At 41.6% G+C, this 15,011-nt stretch carries 14 protein-coding genes and 1 tRNA gene; 8 read left to right on the top strand and 7 right to left on the bottom strand.

Annotated features, from left to right (window positions below; genetic code table 11):
• Positions 1 to 297: 297 nt before the first annotated feature.
• Positions 298 to 2,391 carry a catalase gene (locus RTS09_RS06755; protein WP_312535452.1) on the top strand — a complete coding sequence of 698 codons (2,094 nt, stop codon included), beginning with the start codon at positions 298 to 300 and terminating at the stop codon, positions 2,389 to 2,391.
• Between the two features lie 57 nt (positions 2,392 to 2,448).
• Here RTS09_RS06755 and RTS09_RS06750 read toward each other — a convergent pair.
• Positions 2,449 to 2,539 (bottom strand) — tRNA-Ser (locus RTS09_RS06750).
• A 126-nt stretch (positions 2,540 to 2,665) separates the two neighbouring features.
• Here RTS09_RS06750 and RTS09_RS06745 point away from each other — a divergent pair.
• Positions 2,666 to 3,601: a DNA/RNA non-specific endonuclease gene (locus tag RTS09_RS06745; RefSeq protein WP_312535450.1), complete on the top strand. Its 936-nt coding sequence runs from the start codon at positions 2,666 to 2,668 to the stop codon at positions 3,599 to 3,601.
• Between the two features lie 256 nt (positions 3,602 to 3,857).
• Positions 3,858 to 4,232: a DUF2147 domain-containing protein gene (locus tag RTS09_RS06740; RefSeq protein WP_007115807.1), complete on the top strand. Its 375-nt coding sequence runs from the start codon at positions 3,858 to 3,860 to the stop codon at positions 4,230 to 4,232.
• A gap of 144 nt (positions 4,233 to 4,376) precedes the next feature.
• Here RTS09_RS06740 and RTS09_RS06735 read toward each other — a convergent pair whose 3' ends face one another.
• Positions 4,377 to 5,702: an ammonium transporter gene (locus RTS09_RS06735; RefSeq protein ID WP_409418378.1), complete on the bottom strand. Its 1,326-nt coding sequence runs from the start codon at positions 5,700 to 5,702 to the stop codon at positions 4,377 to 4,379.
• Positions 5,703 to 5,824: 122 nt separating this feature from the next.
• Positions 5,825 to 6,163, bottom strand: coding sequence for a P-II family nitrogen regulator (locus tag RTS09_RS06730; protein WP_007115809.1), 339 nt, complete (start codon positions 6,161 to 6,163; stop codon positions 5,825 to 5,827).
• 742 nt (positions 6,164 to 6,905) lie between these two features.
• On the opposite strand from RTS09_RS06730, the gene murD reads away from it, so the two are divergent.
• Positions 6,906 to 8,291: a UDP-N-acetylmuramoyl-L-alanine--D-glutamate ligase gene (gene murD / locus RTS09_RS06725; RefSeq protein ID WP_309593637.1), complete on the top strand. Its 1,386-nt coding sequence runs from the start codon at positions 6,906 to 6,908 to the stop codon at positions 8,289 to 8,291.
• A gap of 37 nt (positions 8,292 to 8,328) precedes the next feature.
• Positions 8,329 to 9,537, top strand: a complete 1,209-nt coding sequence (gene ftsW, locus RTS09_RS06720; protein ID WP_177343771.1) for a putative lipid II flippase FtsW — start codon at positions 8,329 to 8,331, stop codon at positions 9,535 to 9,537.
• Here the strand turns inward: ftsW and gluQRS are convergent.
• The 4 genes from gluQRS to RTS09_RS06700 all read right to left on the bottom strand — a co-directional run bounded on the left by gluQRS (position 9,534) and on the right by RTS09_RS06700 (position 12,605).
• Positions 9,534 to 10,496, bottom strand: a complete 963-nt coding sequence (gluQRS, locus tag RTS09_RS06715; protein WP_312535442.1) for a tRNA glutamyl-Q(34) synthetase GluQRS — start codon at positions 10,494 to 10,496, stop codon at positions 9,534 to 9,536. The genes ftsW and gluQRS overlap by 4 nt on opposite strands.
• Entirely contained in the window at positions 10,489 to 10,926 is a 438-nt protein-coding gene (dksA, locus tag RTS09_RS06710) for an RNA polymerase-binding protein DksA (RefSeq protein ID WP_036594643.1), read from the bottom strand. Before dksA ends, gluQRS begins: the two co-directional genes overlap by 8 nt.
• A gap of 225 nt (positions 10,927 to 11,151) precedes the next feature.
• The gene (locus RTS09_RS06705) at positions 11,152 to 11,979 is read right to left on the bottom strand and encodes a metallophosphoesterase (RefSeq protein ID WP_312535438.1); all 828 of its coding nucleotides are present in this window, start codon (positions 11,977 to 11,979) and stop codon (positions 11,152 to 11,154) included.
• A 167-nt stretch (positions 11,980 to 12,146) separates the two neighbouring features.
• Positions 12,147 to 12,605, bottom strand: coding sequence for a Fur family transcriptional regulator (locus RTS09_RS06700; protein ID WP_312385818.1), 459 nt, complete (start codon positions 12,603 to 12,605; stop codon positions 12,147 to 12,149).
• A 324-nt stretch (positions 12,606 to 12,929) separates the two neighbouring features.
• On the opposite strand from RTS09_RS06700, the gene RTS09_RS06695 reads away from it, so the two are divergent.
• The 3 genes from RTS09_RS06695 (at position 12,930) to atpE (ending at position 14,944) form a co-directional block, all read left to right on the top strand.
• Complete coding sequence (locus RTS09_RS06695; RefSeq protein ID WP_309596455.1) at positions 12,930 to 13,331, top strand: ATP synthase subunit I; 402 nt, start codon at positions 12,930 to 12,932, stop codon at positions 13,329 to 13,331.
• Between the two features lie 467 nt (positions 13,332 to 13,798).
• Positions 13,799 to 14,674 (top strand): F0F1 ATP synthase subunit A, encoded by an 876-nt coding sequence (gene atpB / locus RTS09_RS06690; protein ID WP_007115819.1) that lies wholly within the window; start codon positions 13,799 to 13,801, stop codon positions 14,672 to 14,674.
• Positions 14,675 to 14,701: 27 nt separating this feature from the next.
• On the top strand, positions 14,702 to 14,944 hold the full coding sequence (gene atpE / locus RTS09_RS06685) for a F0F1 ATP synthase subunit C (protein ID WP_007115820.1): 243 nt from the start codon (positions 14,702 to 14,704) through the stop codon (positions 14,942 to 14,944).
• Positions 14,945 to 15,011 lie beyond the last annotated feature (67 nt).

The raw sequence follows: 15,011 nt of genomic DNA, 5'->3' as shown, positions 1-15,011 counted from the left end.
TGTGGTTCGCCCATGTGAGAGTAGGTCATCGTCAGCTCCCTATTCCAAAACACCCCCCTTACTCTTGTAAGGGGGTGTTTTTATTGTCAAAATAACATGCAGTATTATGATGTTAGTTTTATTCTTTTTATATGCTGCATTAATAACCTATTTGTTACATAGCTTTACGCATTTTCACACTGTAAATTTTTGAATTCTATATACTGATTATATCAATGTCGATCCTTTTTTAACCTTAGGTGAACATTTGATGTTTTCTAAAAAATTACAAATATAATTAAATATCTAGGATAAAAAATGACACAAAAGCCCGTTAAGCCAGAGCCAAATATTAATACTCAGCAAGGAAATGCAGGCGAAACTCATCAACAAGCTGATGATAACTCAACTAATTTAACCACGCAGCAAGGGATTGTTATTGCAGACAATCAGAATTCGCTAAAAGCGGGTCGTCGAGGCCCTGCATTGCTAGAAGATTTTATTTTACGCGAGAAAATTACCCATTTTGACCATGAACGTATTCCAGAGCGTATTGTGCATGCGCGAGGCAGTGCAGCGCATGGTTATTTCGAGTTAACTGAGTCATTAGAACAATATACTACTGCTAAGGTATTAACAGAGGTGGGCAAACAAACCCCATTATTTGCTCGTTTTTCAACGGTAGCCGGTGGTGCAGGGTCGGTTGATACACCGCGTGATATTCGCGGTTTTGCCGTCAAAATTTATACTAAAGAGGGAAACTGGGATTTAGTAGGTAATAATACCCCAGTATTCTTTATTCAAGATGCGATTAAATTCCCAGATTTAGTGCATGCTGTCAAGATGGAACCGGATCGTGGTTTTCCACAAGCTGCCTCAGCGCATGATACTTTTTATGATTTTATTTCATTGAGCCCAGAAACATTGCACAATTACTTGTGGGCAATGAGCGATCGCGGCATTCCACGCAGCTTGCGTACGATTGAAGGCTTCGGTATTCATAGTTATCGCTTTATTAATGCCCAAGGTGAAAGCACGTTTGTACGTTTTCACTGGCGTCCACGTTTGCAGCTTCAATCGCATGTTTGGGATGAAGCGGTGAAAGTGGCAGGTGCTGACCCTGATTATCATCGTCGTGACTTATTTGAAGCATTACAACAAGGTGATGAGGTTATTTGGGATTTTGCTGTTCAGTTGTTCACCCAAGAAAAAGCGGATGAATTCGCTTTTGACCATCTAGATGCTACTAAACTTATTCCAGAAGAATTGGTACCACTCAAAGTAGTTGGTAAGATGGTATTAAACCGTTATCCCGATAACTTCTTTGCTGAGACAGAGCAAGTGGCTTTCTGTCCAGCAAACATCGTACCCGGTATCGACTTTAGTAATGACCCCTTACTACAAGGTCGTTTATTTAGTTATCTTGATACCCAGCTGTCGCGTTTAGGTTCACCAAATTTTGCGCAGTTGCCAATTAATGCACCAAAATGCCCATTCCATAATATGCAGCGTGATGGTCATATGCAGATGCAAATTCCGAAAGGGCGCGTTGCTTATGAACCACAAAGTTTGGAACCAGAAAAACCACGTGAAAATCCCGCAGTAGGCTTTAAATCATTTGCTGAGGATTTAAGCCAAGGCAATGATACCGTTAAAGGTCGTATCCGTGCAGAAAGCTTCGCAGACTTTTATAGTCAACCACGTATGTTCTATCGTAGTCAAACCCCCATTGAGCAGGCGCACATTGCTTCAGCGATTGTGTTTGAGCTTTCAAAAGTTGAGACACCCTATATCCGTGAACGCATGGTTGCGCAGTTGTTAACGGTTGATGAAACATTGGGTAAACGCGTGGCCGATGGGTTAGGGATGAAACCAGTGCCGAAACCGATTGAGCCGGCTGTTCCGGTGCAAGATTTGCCATTATCGCCAGCTTTACAGTTGATTGGCAAAGCTAAACCAACGCTTGAAGGTCGTAAAGTTGCTATTTTAGTCGCAGATGATTCAAATGCAGAAATGCTTGAAAAATATAAAGCAGCGATTACAGCAGCAAAGGCAACCCCCTTTATTGTAGCGCCAAAAATTAGTATTACGTTAAACAATGGTGAAACCATTGCGGCTGACGGTCAATTGGCGGGTTCACCTTCTGTCTTGTTTGATGCAATCGTTAGTATCATTATGCCAGAGCAAGCGAAAAAACTAGCCAAAGTGAGTGAAGCGATTGCGTGGTTTAAAGACGCGCACGCCCATCTAAAAGCGATTGCTTATTGTGGTGCGACGGATGAATTTATTCTGATTCCCCAGCATATTGAGAAAGATGCCAGTGTGGTGGCTTTAAAGGAAATAGAGACCTTTATCGAGAAGGCCAAATCGCGTGAATGGGATCGTGAACCTAATGTGCGTGATTTAGCGTAATTCATCAACCCCGCAACAAAAAAGCTAGCTTAATAATAAGCTAGCTTTTTGTTTATTTGGCGGAAACGGAGGGATTCGAACCCTCGATACGCTATTAACGTATACACACTTTCCAGGCGTGCGCTTTCGACCACTCAGCCACGTTTCCAATCGAGTTGCAACTCCAAAATATAGGTAATCGCAAAACGGACGCCTATTTTACCCAAAATAATGCCAAATGTCATGTATAATTAATCAATTTTCATCAATGGCTAGAGTTGGTATTTTATAGCGTATGAGTGGTTATCAGCGTTTTTCACACAAATCACTGTCACAGAGCTTGGTAGTGATAGCTTTATCCTTATTGCCCTTATGGGCACATTCAAGCAGCTCTTTAGATTATCGCAAACAGCACCTCAATCAATGTGGCAATACCTATGCTAACCAACAAAGTCCACAGCCACTCTCGAATCAACCACTTGAGATTTATTATTTATGTCTAAATGGCTTTGCTGTAGGGTATTCGTCACTGAGTAAAACCGCTTTATGGTCAGCGGAGTATTTGACACGAGCGCGTATTGAAAAAGCGAGCGAGTTATCTAGGGTTAATAATTTTCACGAGGAAAGTCAGCTGCCTAATCGGGTTAAAGGCTATTTAGCTGATTATCGTAACGTACCTTATGATCGTGGGCATCTAGCGCCGAATGCAGATATGAGTACGCTTGAATCACAATATGACAGCTTTAGCCTTGCCAACATTGTACCGCAAAATCCTGTCAATAATCGTAGCACTTGGCGAGACATTGAGTCCCGTACCCGTTACCTAGCGATCAAACACAATCGTATCTATGTGGTGACAGGGGTAGCTTTTATCAGTAACCGGGTTAAGAAAATCAATAACAATATATTAGTACCCAGTCATCTATATAAAGCGATTTATATTCCAAGTCTACAACAAGCAGGGGTTTATTTTGTCCCTAATGATGATAGTCAGCGAGTGGAAATCATTAGTCTGGATGAACTTGCGGTAAGAATAGGCGTGGATGCCATGCCAGGGTTATCAGGGAAGGTACAAAAAACGGCAATGACGCTGCCTATTGATGATTATTCACCAGCTACAAAAAATAAAAACACGCCAAAATCAGAGCCCGATAACCAGCAAATTTTATTAGTCTTAGTTAATTTAGTTTTGACCATTTTTGAATGGATAATCAGCCTATTTAAGTCCTAAAAATAGTAATGATACACAAATGACTGATTAGTCAGTTTAAGCTTTTGGAATTTTTTAAAAAAATAATTACTTAAAAATCAGTAACTTAAAATTAAAAAAGCGGATAATTTTACCCTGTAAGGATGTAGAAAACTATTAGAAACTTTTGTGTATTAAAAAATATCTTTACCTCAAAACCATTTTGGCTATAATGATTGTCAATGGCACTGCATCTCACTTCCCTTACTTTTTGCAGTGCGCTACAGAAGGAACTGTTATGAAAATTTCTCTTAAATCAATCAGCGTTGGTGTTGCTCTTTCTACTTTAAGTGTTGCTGCTATGGCTGCCGATCCAATCGTGGGTACCTGGCAAACTTATGAAGACAATCAACCAAAAGCGCAAGTTCAAATCTCACAAACAGGTGCTACTTTCACCGGTAAAATCGTTGCGGGCAATACTGAAAAAGCAAAATCTTTTGTTGGTAAAACTGTGTTAACAGGCGTTAAAGCAGCGGGTAATGGCAAATATTCAGGTAAAGCCAAAGACCCACGTTGGGGCTTTGGGTTAGGTGCAGATATTTCATTAAGCGGTTCAACCTTGACTTTATCTGTTCCAGTCAAAGGCAGCCAAACTTGGAAAAAAATTAAATAATCGTTACTGATTTGAAATCTCAAAAAAGCTAGATATGACTATCTAGCTTTTTTATTTGTCCAATCGCAAGTTTTGTAGAGTCTTTTAGTACGGTTAAATAAAAAAATAGGCTGATTGAATCAGCCTATGTTTACTATTCTTTGTCTATTCAATACGTTCGCCATGTACGGCTAAATCAAGACCGGTGTATTCATCTTCATCAGTGACACGTAAGCCCATGGTTAATTGAATCACTTTAGCAATAATGAAAGTCACAATCGCGCAGTAGATGATAACCGCAAACACACCTTCTAATTGTACCCACACTTGACCAATGGTCGATAAAGCCAGTGGTTTGCCAGTGATAGCAGGACTCACAAAGACACCTGTCAATATGGCACCGACGATACCTCCAACGCCATGCAATCCAAACGCATCCAAGCTATCATCGATTTTTAACAGACGTTTGAGATAGTTGACTGCATAAAAGCAAACCAATGAGGTGATGATACCAATCGCTAATGCGCCTGCTACAGTCACAAAACCTGCCGCTGGGGTGATACCGACTAGACCTGCTACTGCACCTGATGCACCGCCCAATACAGAGGCTTTACCACGGACTAATTTTTCGATGGCAAACCAAGTCAATGCCCCTGCCGCTGCCGCTACTTGCGTGACGAGTAGCGCATTACCTGCCAATGCATTTGCCGCCAACGCACTACCGCCATTAAAGCCAAACCAACCTACCCAAATCAAACCCGTACCAATTAAGGTTAAAGCCAAGTTTGAAGGTGCCATTGGGTCACGGTTATAGCCATTGCGTTTACCTAAAACAGCCGCTAACACAATACCTGCTACACCGGCATTAATGTGCACGACCGTACCGCCTGCAAAGTCTAGCGCACCATCTGCCATTAACCAGCCGCCGCCCCAAACCCAGTGGCAAATCGGTGCATACACCAATAATACCCAAAGTGCAGTAAACACCATGAAGCTACTAAATTTGATACGTTCAGCAATCGAGCCTGCTAAGATTGCCACAGTGATAATGGCAAAGGTCATTTGAAAAGTGACAAATAACAGGGTGGGCACGGTACCCGTTAAATCACCCAGCCCGATATTAGCTAATAATGCATTATCAAAACCGCCAATAAATTGATTAAAATCGCTGCTACCAAACGCCAGCGAATAACCTAACACAATCCAAACAATAGATACTAATGCTGTGGCACCATAACTGTGCGCCATCGTCCCTAAAATATTCTTTTTGCGCACCATGCCTGAGTAAAACAACGCCAACCCTGGAATAGTCATTAGGAGCACTAATGCGGTAGAAATTAATACCCAAGCGGTGTCGCCCGCATTTAGCGTAGGCGTGTCAGCAGCATGAGCCACCAATGGAGATAACAACAATAACGATAAAATTGATTTAGTAGATACTAGTGGCTGTAAAAATTTGGCAAAAGCTGCCCTTGTAATGACGGCATTCATCGTAACCCCCTTAAAATTATTTGAGATAGTCGTTAAGCTGCTTGATAGGTCTACGTTAATGTTTAAAGGATGGTCGACTTTAAAATTTAACAAGCCCTGCCACAACGACAGTCATGATAGTGTTAGATAGCATTAGCGCCTGTTTCACCAGTACGGATACGAATCACTTGTTCTAATGGTGATACAAAGATTTTGCCATCACCGATTTTGCCCGTGCTAGCCACGCGAGTGATAGCTTCAATCGCTGCATCAACCATTTCGTCAGTCACCGCAATTTCTAACTTAACCTTCGGTAAGAAATCAACCACATACTCAGCACCACGATACAATTCAGTATGACCTTTTTGACGGCCAAAACCTTTTACTTCGGTAACAGTGATACCTTGAACACCAATCTCAGAGAGTGACTCACGTACATCATCTAGTTTGAACGGTTTTAAGATAGCCGTAATTAATTTCATAATAATTTCCTTTTAAGTGCCGCTTATGGTTGGGTTAGTTACTATCTGCTGTAGTGGCTTAATAGCGATTACCCTAAACAGCATTCGTAAAGCATGTTGAAAATGGTAGTTTCGATAATTCAAAAGCTATGCCAACTTTCATAAATGTCCTATTTTTAAGGGGGTAAAAAATACAACCTATTGAAAATAAAGCAAAAACTTTTTGGTGATTTCAATGCGACCATCACACAGAAAGCGTAATTTTATTATAACCAAAAAATAAAAATTCCTCTAATGTAAATCAGTTATTGCACCAAAAAGGTTATTTGGGCGCCATTAACGATTTTGTAGATAATTTTTAGAGTTATTTTAATAATTGGCGATAAAAACAAAATAATTGCACCAAAAAAGTGCATTTTACTGCCTAAAATCGTTAAATTTGTTGAGTAATACAGATCAAAAGTATATCTTCATCGCAAAAATCGTAGCATTTAAACCGCCTTTTATTGCGGTCACTACAAAACATGAAAACTCACATTTAATCGCAAAACTTTTTGTCATAAAATGGTATGATAGAAAACGTTTTTTAGCTTATGCCGCAAGTATTGTCACTGCCTTAGTTAGCGGTACCTTTATTTAAGTGTTACAAGTTTAAGTATTATAAGTTTAAGTGTTACAAGGAATTCTCGTGAGCCAACTTTCTGCCACTCAATCAGCCGTTTCACCTGCTTCAACCAACCAAAGCATGCCATCAGCATCGAGCATGATTCAACGTGGCAATGGATTACAAGTGGTGGTTGGACTTGGCAAATCAGGCTTGTCGGCAGTCAACTATTTACACGCGCTTGGCTACCCCGTAGCGGTCACCGATGCCGGTCTGCCCAAACTTGCCGAGCACTTGCCAACCGATATAGTGACCAAGTTTGGGGCATTAGATGGCGAGCTGTTGGCAGTGGCAGATCGCATTATCATCAGTCCTGGTATTGACCCTTATTTGCCTATATTTGATGGCGCACGTGCGAAAAAAATCGCGATTGTCAGTGATATTCAATTGTTCCATGAGGTAGCTAAACAGCGAGATATTCCGATTATTGCGATTACCGGCTCTAATGCCAAAAGCACTGTCACCACCCTGGTTGGCCAGATGGTCAAAAATGCGGGGTTTAAAGTCGGTGTCGGTGGTAACTTAGGAACGCCCGCGCTTGATTTGTTACTTGAGCCCATACAGATGGCGGTGCTTGAGTTATCCAGTTTTCAACTACAGACCACCACCAATTTGTCCGCCAAAGTAGCCACCGTGCTTAACATGTCGCCTGACCATCTAGATCGCCATGGCAATATGCTCGGCTATCACCAAGCCAAACACCGAATATTCCAAGGCGTGCAATCCATTGTGGTCAACCGCGAGGACTTGCTTAGTCGCCCGTTAGTATCCGATGATATGCCCACCATTAGCTTTGGTAGTAACGCACCTGATATGAATCAGTACGGATTGATAAAAGATAGCGATGGTGAAATCTGGCTAGCACGGGGTCGCGAGCGGTTGCTCAATGAAAAAGACGTGCCGATCAAAGGTGAGCATAATTTGATGAATGCGCTGTCAGCCCTAGCAATTGGCGAACTAGCAGGTCTGCCGCTAGACAGTATGTTAACGACATTAAAAAACTTTGTCGGGCTGCCACATCGCTGTGAATTTATCACAACCACCCATCAGCTCGATTGTTTTGACGACTCCAAAGGCACTAACATTGGCTCGACCATCGCGGCAATTTTGGGGCTAGGTAAAGTATATGCGCCCAAAGGCAAAAAACTTGCAGTGATTTTGGGCGGGCAAGGTAAAGGTCAAAACTTTGCTGAACTGGCAAAACCCTTGATGGATTATGCGCAAGTGGTGTACTTTATTGGAGAAGATGCCGATAAAATCGCGGCTGATTTGGCATCAGCGGGTTTAGATGCTCACAATCCTGCAGGGATTGTATTAACCAAATGCCAAACCCTGGAACAAGCGGTCAGTCAAGCTTGGCAAGACCAGCCAACATTCCCCGCTTTAGGCGTATTATTGCTATCACCCGCTTGTGCAAGTTTTGATCAGTTTAGTGGCTATGTGGAACGTGGACAAGTTTTTCAACGCTTAGTCAAACCCCAATAATCATTCGCTAGTGTATTTTTAATATTTAGGTTGTGTTATGCCCGCGCCCCATTCAACTACTTCTTCACTTTCTTCATCCCTCTCAGCTAACAGTGTTTCTGCTAAGAAAAGCCGCCAGTGGATTCCGCCCATTAATTCGGTGCTATTGACCACGGTGGCAACCATTATGGTATTTAGTCTGTTGATGGTGGCGTCCGCGTCAATACCTTTTGCACAAACCAAAAAACTGGGTGATTTTTACTTTTTTTATCACCAACTGGCGTACATGGGAATCGGTGCAGTTCTTGGTTTACTGGTGTATTTTATCCCGCTTCGCAAGACGTTTCGCTTAGATTTTATTATGTATGCGCTGCTGGCTTGTCTGTTGCTGATTATTTATACCCTAATCGGTGGGTCAGTGATTAACGGCAGTAAACGCTGGATTGAACTGGGTGGTATCAATTTTCAGCCCTCTGAATTGGCAAAATTGTTGATGATTTTGTACACCTCAGATTATCTGGTGCGCCGATCAGAAGAGATTCGTAACCATTGGAAAGGCTTTTTGCGGCTAACACTGATAGCCATGGGGTTGACCTTGTTTATCATGTTGCAGCCTGACTTTGGTTCGGTGGTGATTATTGCAACCTGTATTGCGGCGATGATTTTTGTCGGCGGGTTACCCATGCGCCAGTTTTTTATCATCATGGGGGCCATGTTTTTGGCGGGCACCATGGCGATTATGGGGGCAAGTTACCGACTAAAACGGGTAACCTCGTTTTTAGATCCGTTTGATGACTTGAAAAATAGTGACTATCAGCTAGGTCGCAGTATTGTAGCCTTTGCCCGCGGTGAGTGGTTTGGTGTCGGTTATGGGGAAAGTATCCAAAAACTCTCCCATTTGCCGGAGGCGCATACCGACTTTTTACTGGCGATTACCGGTGAAGAGTTAGGCTTAGTGGGTGTGTCGTTTTTACTGGTGTTACAAATTATTTTGGTCACTACGGTTATGCGCATTAGCTACCAAGCGCTAGCACGGCACCAAACACGCTTAAGCTACTTTGCGTTTGGGGTTGGGATTTTGTTCTTTGGGCAAATTTTTGTTAATGCCGGTATGACCATGGGGATGCTACCTACCAAAGGGTTGACCATGCCATTTTTTAGCTATGGTGGTTCTTCTATGGTGGTTAATCTGATTATCGTCGGATTGTTGATGCGAATTATTAAAGAAAGCCCAACGATTCCTGCCAATCAATGTCGTTATTATTAACAGGTTGCCAAAAGATTTTGTAAACTATCGACTTTTATACGCTGTTTGCCTTGCAGCGACGTATGATTCCATTGGCAAACCGCCTGCTCGAGCATTGTGGTGGGTTTATCCATATCAATCGGCGGCTGTTGTAGTAATTGCAGTGCGGTCTTAATAAGTTGGGGTGCAGGGTAGGCGTGAATCGGCTCTGCAAGCGTTTGTTTAGACAGTTTTTGCCCTTGCGCATTCACCAAAATAGGTAAGTGATAGTAATACTGGTGAGGGGGGAAATTTAAATAATCCGAGATGACCAGTTGCGGTATCGTCAATGGCAATATATCCAGACCCCGCACGATTTGATTGACGCCTTGCAGCGCGTCATCAATTACCACCGCAAGCATATAATTAATCATGCCTTTGTCGGCTGTTTGAGCCTTTGAAAAAGACGGTTTAATGCGCCGCCTTCTGACCACAATATCACCCTGTTCTCGTTGCGGATTGCCTGCAATCACCCCTTGCAGCTGATCGAAAAAAAGCATTGGGTTATCTGGCATCACTAAGCGAATGGCATAATCGCGCGATAACCGCTTATGGACACAGATTCTAGGATAAGGGTATTGGGTGTTGGGGTGGGCGAGTTGATAAGTTTGCAGGGATTTACGACTGCAATCACAGCCATAACTTACTGTTGTTAGCTGCTCATCCAATAACGCGTGATACGTGTCTAGGCGTTGCGACTGGTAACGAACGTTACCATCCCAGTGCAAACCTAATCGCTCCAAATCTGCTAAAATCAAATCGCTAAATGTTGGATGACAGCGCTCAGTATCAGTATCTTCAATGCGTACTAGCCACTTGCCTTGCGCTTGCTTAGCGATACAGTAACTGGCAATCGCAGTCACCAGTGACCCCAAATGCAAAGCTCCCGTCGGAGAAGGAGCAAAGCGACCAATGACAGGAGACGTTGATAAATTAAGCATGACCCCATGCTTGTTTTTCTTTAATCTCTGATAAGGTTTTGCAATCGATACATTGGGTTGCGGTTGGACGGGCTTCTAAACGACGCAAACCAATCTCTACACCACAAGTCTCACAAAAACCGTAGTCGCCACTGTCAATCTCAGCAATCGATTTATCAATCTTACGAATCAGTTTACGCTCACGGTCACGCGTGCGCAGTGCCAACGCAAACTCTTCTTCTTGGGTGGCGCGGTCATTAATATCAGGCATTGCCGTTGATTCATCTTGAATATAAGATTTGGTTGATTCAGCTTCGCTAATTAACTGCTCTTTCCAATCTAATAAAATTTTTCTAAAATGCGCAAGTTGTGCGTCATTCATATATTCTTCTTCAGCCGCTGGCTGATATGGGGTAAAGCTTAATTCACGTTCATTTTGGGCAGATGCCATAGCTAATTCCTCTAAAAACCGATAGTGATACAATTTTAAGTTTACAATTTCATTACGAGTTCAGCACTTAAGCCAATGACATCGCGTTATTAACGCTTTAAACACTGCAATTCGCCAGTATATGAAATCAAACTAAAATAAACGCTAAAACCTTAATAAACAAGCTAACCAAACTTTCACGACATTAAGTTTATGAACATAAGTTCAACAACCATGAAAAATTAGTCAGATAGTATCTGTTCTTTTGATACCAGTTGCAAGTAACCCATTGTTATATAAATTTATCCAACGTAAACCAGGCGCAATTTCGTCAATGGTATAGTCTTTACACAAGGGTTTAAACTGTAGGCTGGTTGATGGGCAGCCAAATACCGATGTCCCATAAGTAATCTTATGCATTTCTTGGTGAATATGGCCGACAAATATAGCTTTAATGCGGTCTAGATACGGCATTACCACTTCCCAAAAACGCTCAGAATTTATTATAGTGTACTTATCAAGCCATGCTGAATCGATTAATACCATCGGATGATGACAAAAAATTGCACAAGGCCGATCGGCATTCGCTAACTGCTGCGCTAGCCACCGCAATGACTGCTCATCAAACTCCCCATGACTGTGTCCCTCACAAGAGGAGTCTAATAACAATAAGTCCCAATAATCGGTGGCAATACTATAGCATTTTTGCAGGCGAGTATCTGCTTTGACTGGCAAATGACGGCGCTGGGCAAAAGGTAGATGATTATCCAGCTCTAGGGTCACATCATGATTGCCCGGGATAGCTACAAAAGGAATATTGATGTCGTCTAAGGCTGCAAATAAACGGTCATAATTTTGCTGAGTAGGTTCATGACATAAATCCCCTGTCAGTACCAATAAATCAACATCATTGCGCTGTTGTCGGACCAAGGATAATACCGACTCAAATGTGTCTGTGGTATTAACGCCATTCATTAACTTATTAGGGTCATCAAAGAGATGCAGATCACTTAATTCAATGATTGAAAAGTAATCAGCGTGGTGTTGTGATATCGAACTTGGCAGTAACGTCACTCAGTTATCCTTAGAATAATGACGGTAATCGTGGCAGTACAACTTTATCAAACAACGGTTAATTAAATAAGGCATGTTTTATATCACAAATGCTCATAATTGACAAACACAATAGCAAAATAATTGTTGGCATAGTCTCATTCTAAGCATTCAATAAAAAAAGGTGACTATTGGCAGCGCTGACAAACACCTGAAAGCTCAATAATGCTTGACTGAGTGGCAAAATTGGTCGACTGATCAACTTCAGTTAGCATGGTTTGGATAGATGGGTGGCTAAACTCTTGTACCTCGCCACAGCATCGACAGACCAAAAAAGCGGCAACATGGCGATCGGTGGGCTGAGAGCAAGCAAAAAATGCCTTACTGGAATTTAATTGGTGAACCAAGCCATGCCTGAGCAAAAACTCCAAACTACGATATACAGTTGGCGGTGCGACGACTTTTTCGCTCGCTGATTGCAGTAAATCCAATAATTCATACGCCCCAATGGGCTGCGCGGCAAGTAGAATCAAACGATACACTTGCTCTCGCAGCGCAGTAAAACGTAAACCTTGCGCTTGGCAATCTTGTTTTATCTGAGCAATCTGTGCTTCAACCTGCTCAGGCGTCATTTGTGGCATAGACATAGATAGGTGGCGACAATTTGCGTCGTAACTATTGGCTGATTGAATAGAATTTCCAGCTGATTGTATAGAAGGTTGGGGCATATCAATAAAATCATCAATAACTATCAAATTACTTTAGCATGAAAACCGCATAATTTGTCTGAGAAATTAGCGATTCAGCTATAAAAATACCGGGCAATATAACAAGTCTAACAATACACTATTCATAATGACTGGCGATTAACATCAGCATAGATAAAACAACCTTTAGCCAAATTTTTAATCAAGATTCTGCTATACTACTTTTATCATTCCTGCCCATAATCAGCTAGCCGTTATTTTGCTATGTCAAAACCAGCCAAGCCATTTGACCCACAGTCTATCCAACAATCTATCAACAAGCAGTCGTGGCTGATACTTGGGCTGGTTGCTATCGGTGTTGCGTTGGATGTTTGGCAAGGCAATAGCCAGTATACCGTGAGTAAAAATTTGCTAGCCGGTAGTGTGCTAGGGTGGGTGAGCCAAATCATCTTTGCTAAAATTTCCTTGAGCAAATCGGGCTATCAGCAGCGTCGTCAAATTGTTCATCGTTTTTATCAAGCGCATATGGCAAAGTGGGTGTTGACCATTATTGGATTTGCACTGATTTTTCTGCTGTTAAAACCGCTAAATGCCATTGCGGTATTCGCGGGCTACTTAATTTTGCAAATGAGTTACCTCATTATCACTTACCGAAATCCTTGGTAAAAAAAGGCCTTTTACATTTATCTCGTAATCCTGGAAATAACCTAAACTAAATCACAAATAAATCTATTTAATCCTTTACAAAAAGGTAACAGTTGAATTAATATAGTGAAAATTTTTTGAAGGTGCGATTGCTCAGCGCTAATTGGCTAAAAAGAATTAGTTTTCAAGCAATTGCATATATGTTTTACTGATGACCCACTTATTTGAGTCAAGCAAAACACAGTAGGTCGATAGCCTATATTATTACGTTGATAAACAAGTTGTTTATTCACGGTTCATCACCTTAGTTAAGCAGATTGCTTAAACGCCTCGATGTGCCTTTGACGTCATGTTTGCACTTCTCATTGAGTATCATCAGCTCAGTTAGATACGATTATAGTGTTAAGTTACAAATTTTTGTGATTAGACAAAATATCTGACGCTAACTCCCTCTATTATCGGCTCAATATAAAAAAGAAGTTAAGATTATGGCAGAAGCAAACGCAGAAATTACTTCAAATGAGTATATCAATCACCACTTGACAAACTGGACTTTCGGTAATCACCCAACAGAAGGTTGGATAGTTGCCGAAACCAAACAGCAAGCTTCTGAAATGGGTTTCAATGCGATTCATTTAGACTCAATGCTGTGGTCGATTGGTTTAGGGGTTCTTTTTTGTGCCATTTTTTATATGGTGGCAAAAAGAGCGACCTCGGGTGTACCCGGCAAAATGCAAGCTTTTATTGAAATGATTGTGGAGTTTGTTGATAGTAACGTTCGTGATACTTATCATGGCACATCAAAGGTTATTGCGCCATTAGCACTGACAATTTTTGTGTGGATTTTCTTGATGAACTTCATGGATCTTCTGCCAGTTGATTATTTGCCTGTCATTGCACAAAAAATTGGTGGTCTGCTAGGACATAACCCACACCATGTTTACATGAAAGTCGTACCAAGTACTGACCCAAATGTGACGCTTGGTATGTCGTTCTCAGTATTTGCACTGATCATTTTTTATAGTATTAAAGAAAAAGGTTTTGGCGGTTTTATTGGTGAATTAACCCTTCATCCATTTAGCGCAAAAAACCCAATCGCTAAAATCTTATTGATTCCAGTGAACTTTATCCTAGAGTTTGTAACTCTAATCGCAAAACCTATCTCACTTGGCTTACGACTTTTTGGTAACATGTATGCAGGTGAATTAATTTTTGTGTTAATCGCCCTTATGCCATTTTGGATTCAATGGGTGTTATCAGTACCGTGGGCAATCTTCCACATTTTAGTAATCACTTTGCAAGCGTTCGTTTTCATGATGCTAACCATTGTCTATCTTAGCCTTGCATCACAAACTGAACATTAATTTCAAAACAGTAATGAGGATACATCAATGACTCTAGAAGGTATGACCGTTCTTGCCGTTGCTTTGCTAATCGGTTTAGGTGCACTAGGCACAGGTATTGGCTTTGCAATCTTAGGTGGCAAATTCTTAGAGGGCGTCGCTCGTCAACCAGAACTAGGTTCACAATTGCAAACTCGTATGTTCATCGTGGCAGGTCTTCTTGACGCCGTACCGATGATCGGTGTTGGTATTGCAATGTTATTGTTATTCGCAAATCCTTTAGCAGGTTAATAGGTACACTATCAGTACAATGTCCACATCATCTTATGTGGACAAGGATTGAAGAAACTTAATTAAC

Source organism: Moraxella sp. CTOTU47618 (assembly GCF_032017425.1).
In the GTDB taxonomy this organism is placed as follows: Bacteria; Pseudomonadota; Gammaproteobacteria; order Pseudomonadales; family Moraxellaceae; genus Faucicola; species Faucicola tetraodonis.
This window is presented reverse-complemented; position numbering and strand designations above follow the sequence as displayed.

What these genes read in the sequence shown, in the direction of transcription:
- RTS09_RS06735 (WP_409418378.1), bottom strand. Translation starts at nt 5,702, where the DNA reads ATGAATGCCGTCATTACAAGGGCAGCTTTTGCCAAATTTTTACAGCCA.
- RTS09_RS06700 (WP_312385818.1), bottom strand. Translation starts at nt 12,605, where the DNA reads ATGTCTATGCCACAAATGACGCCTGAGCAGGTTGAAGCACAGATTGCT.
- dksA (WP_036594643.1), bottom strand. Translation starts at nt 10,926, where the DNA reads ATGGCATCTGCCCAAAATGAACGTGAATTAAGCTTTACCCCATATCAG.
- ftsW (WP_177343771.1), top strand. Translation starts at nt 8,329, where the DNA reads ATGCCCGCGCCCCATTCAACTACTTCTTCACTTTCTTCATCCCTCTCA.
- RTS09_RS06695 (WP_309596455.1), top strand. Translation starts at nt 12,930, where the DNA reads ATGTCAAAACCAGCCAAGCCATTTGACCCACAGTCTATCCAACAATCT.
- RTS09_RS06730 (WP_007115809.1), bottom strand. Translation starts at nt 6,163, where the DNA reads ATGAAATTAATTACGGCTATCTTAAAACCGTTCAAACTAGATGATGTA.
- RTS09_RS06755 (WP_312535452.1), top strand. Translation starts at nt 298, where the DNA reads ATGACACAAAAGCCCGTTAAGCCAGAGCCAAATATTAATACTCAGCAA.
- atpE (WP_007115820.1), top strand. Translation starts at nt 14,702, where the DNA reads ATGACTCTAGAAGGTATGACCGTTCTTGCCGTTGCTTTGCTAATCGGT.
- RTS09_RS06740 (WP_007115807.1), top strand. Translation starts at nt 3,858, where the DNA reads ATGAAAATTTCTCTTAAATCAATCAGCGTTGGTGTTGCTCTTTCTACT.
- atpB (WP_007115819.1), top strand. Translation starts at nt 13,799, where the DNA reads ATGGCAGAAGCAAACGCAGAAATTACTTCAAATGAGTATATCAATCAC.
- gluQRS (WP_312535442.1), bottom strand. Translation starts at nt 10,496, where the DNA reads ATGCTTAATTTATCAACGTCTCCTGTCATTGGTCGCTTTGCTCCTTCT.
- RTS09_RS06745 (WP_312535450.1), top strand. Translation starts at nt 2,666, where the DNA reads ATGAGTGGTTATCAGCGTTTTTCACACAAATCACTGTCACAGAGCTTG.
- murD (WP_309593637.1), top strand. Translation starts at nt 6,906, where the DNA reads ATGATTCAACGTGGCAATGGATTACAAGTGGTGGTTGGACTTGGCAAA.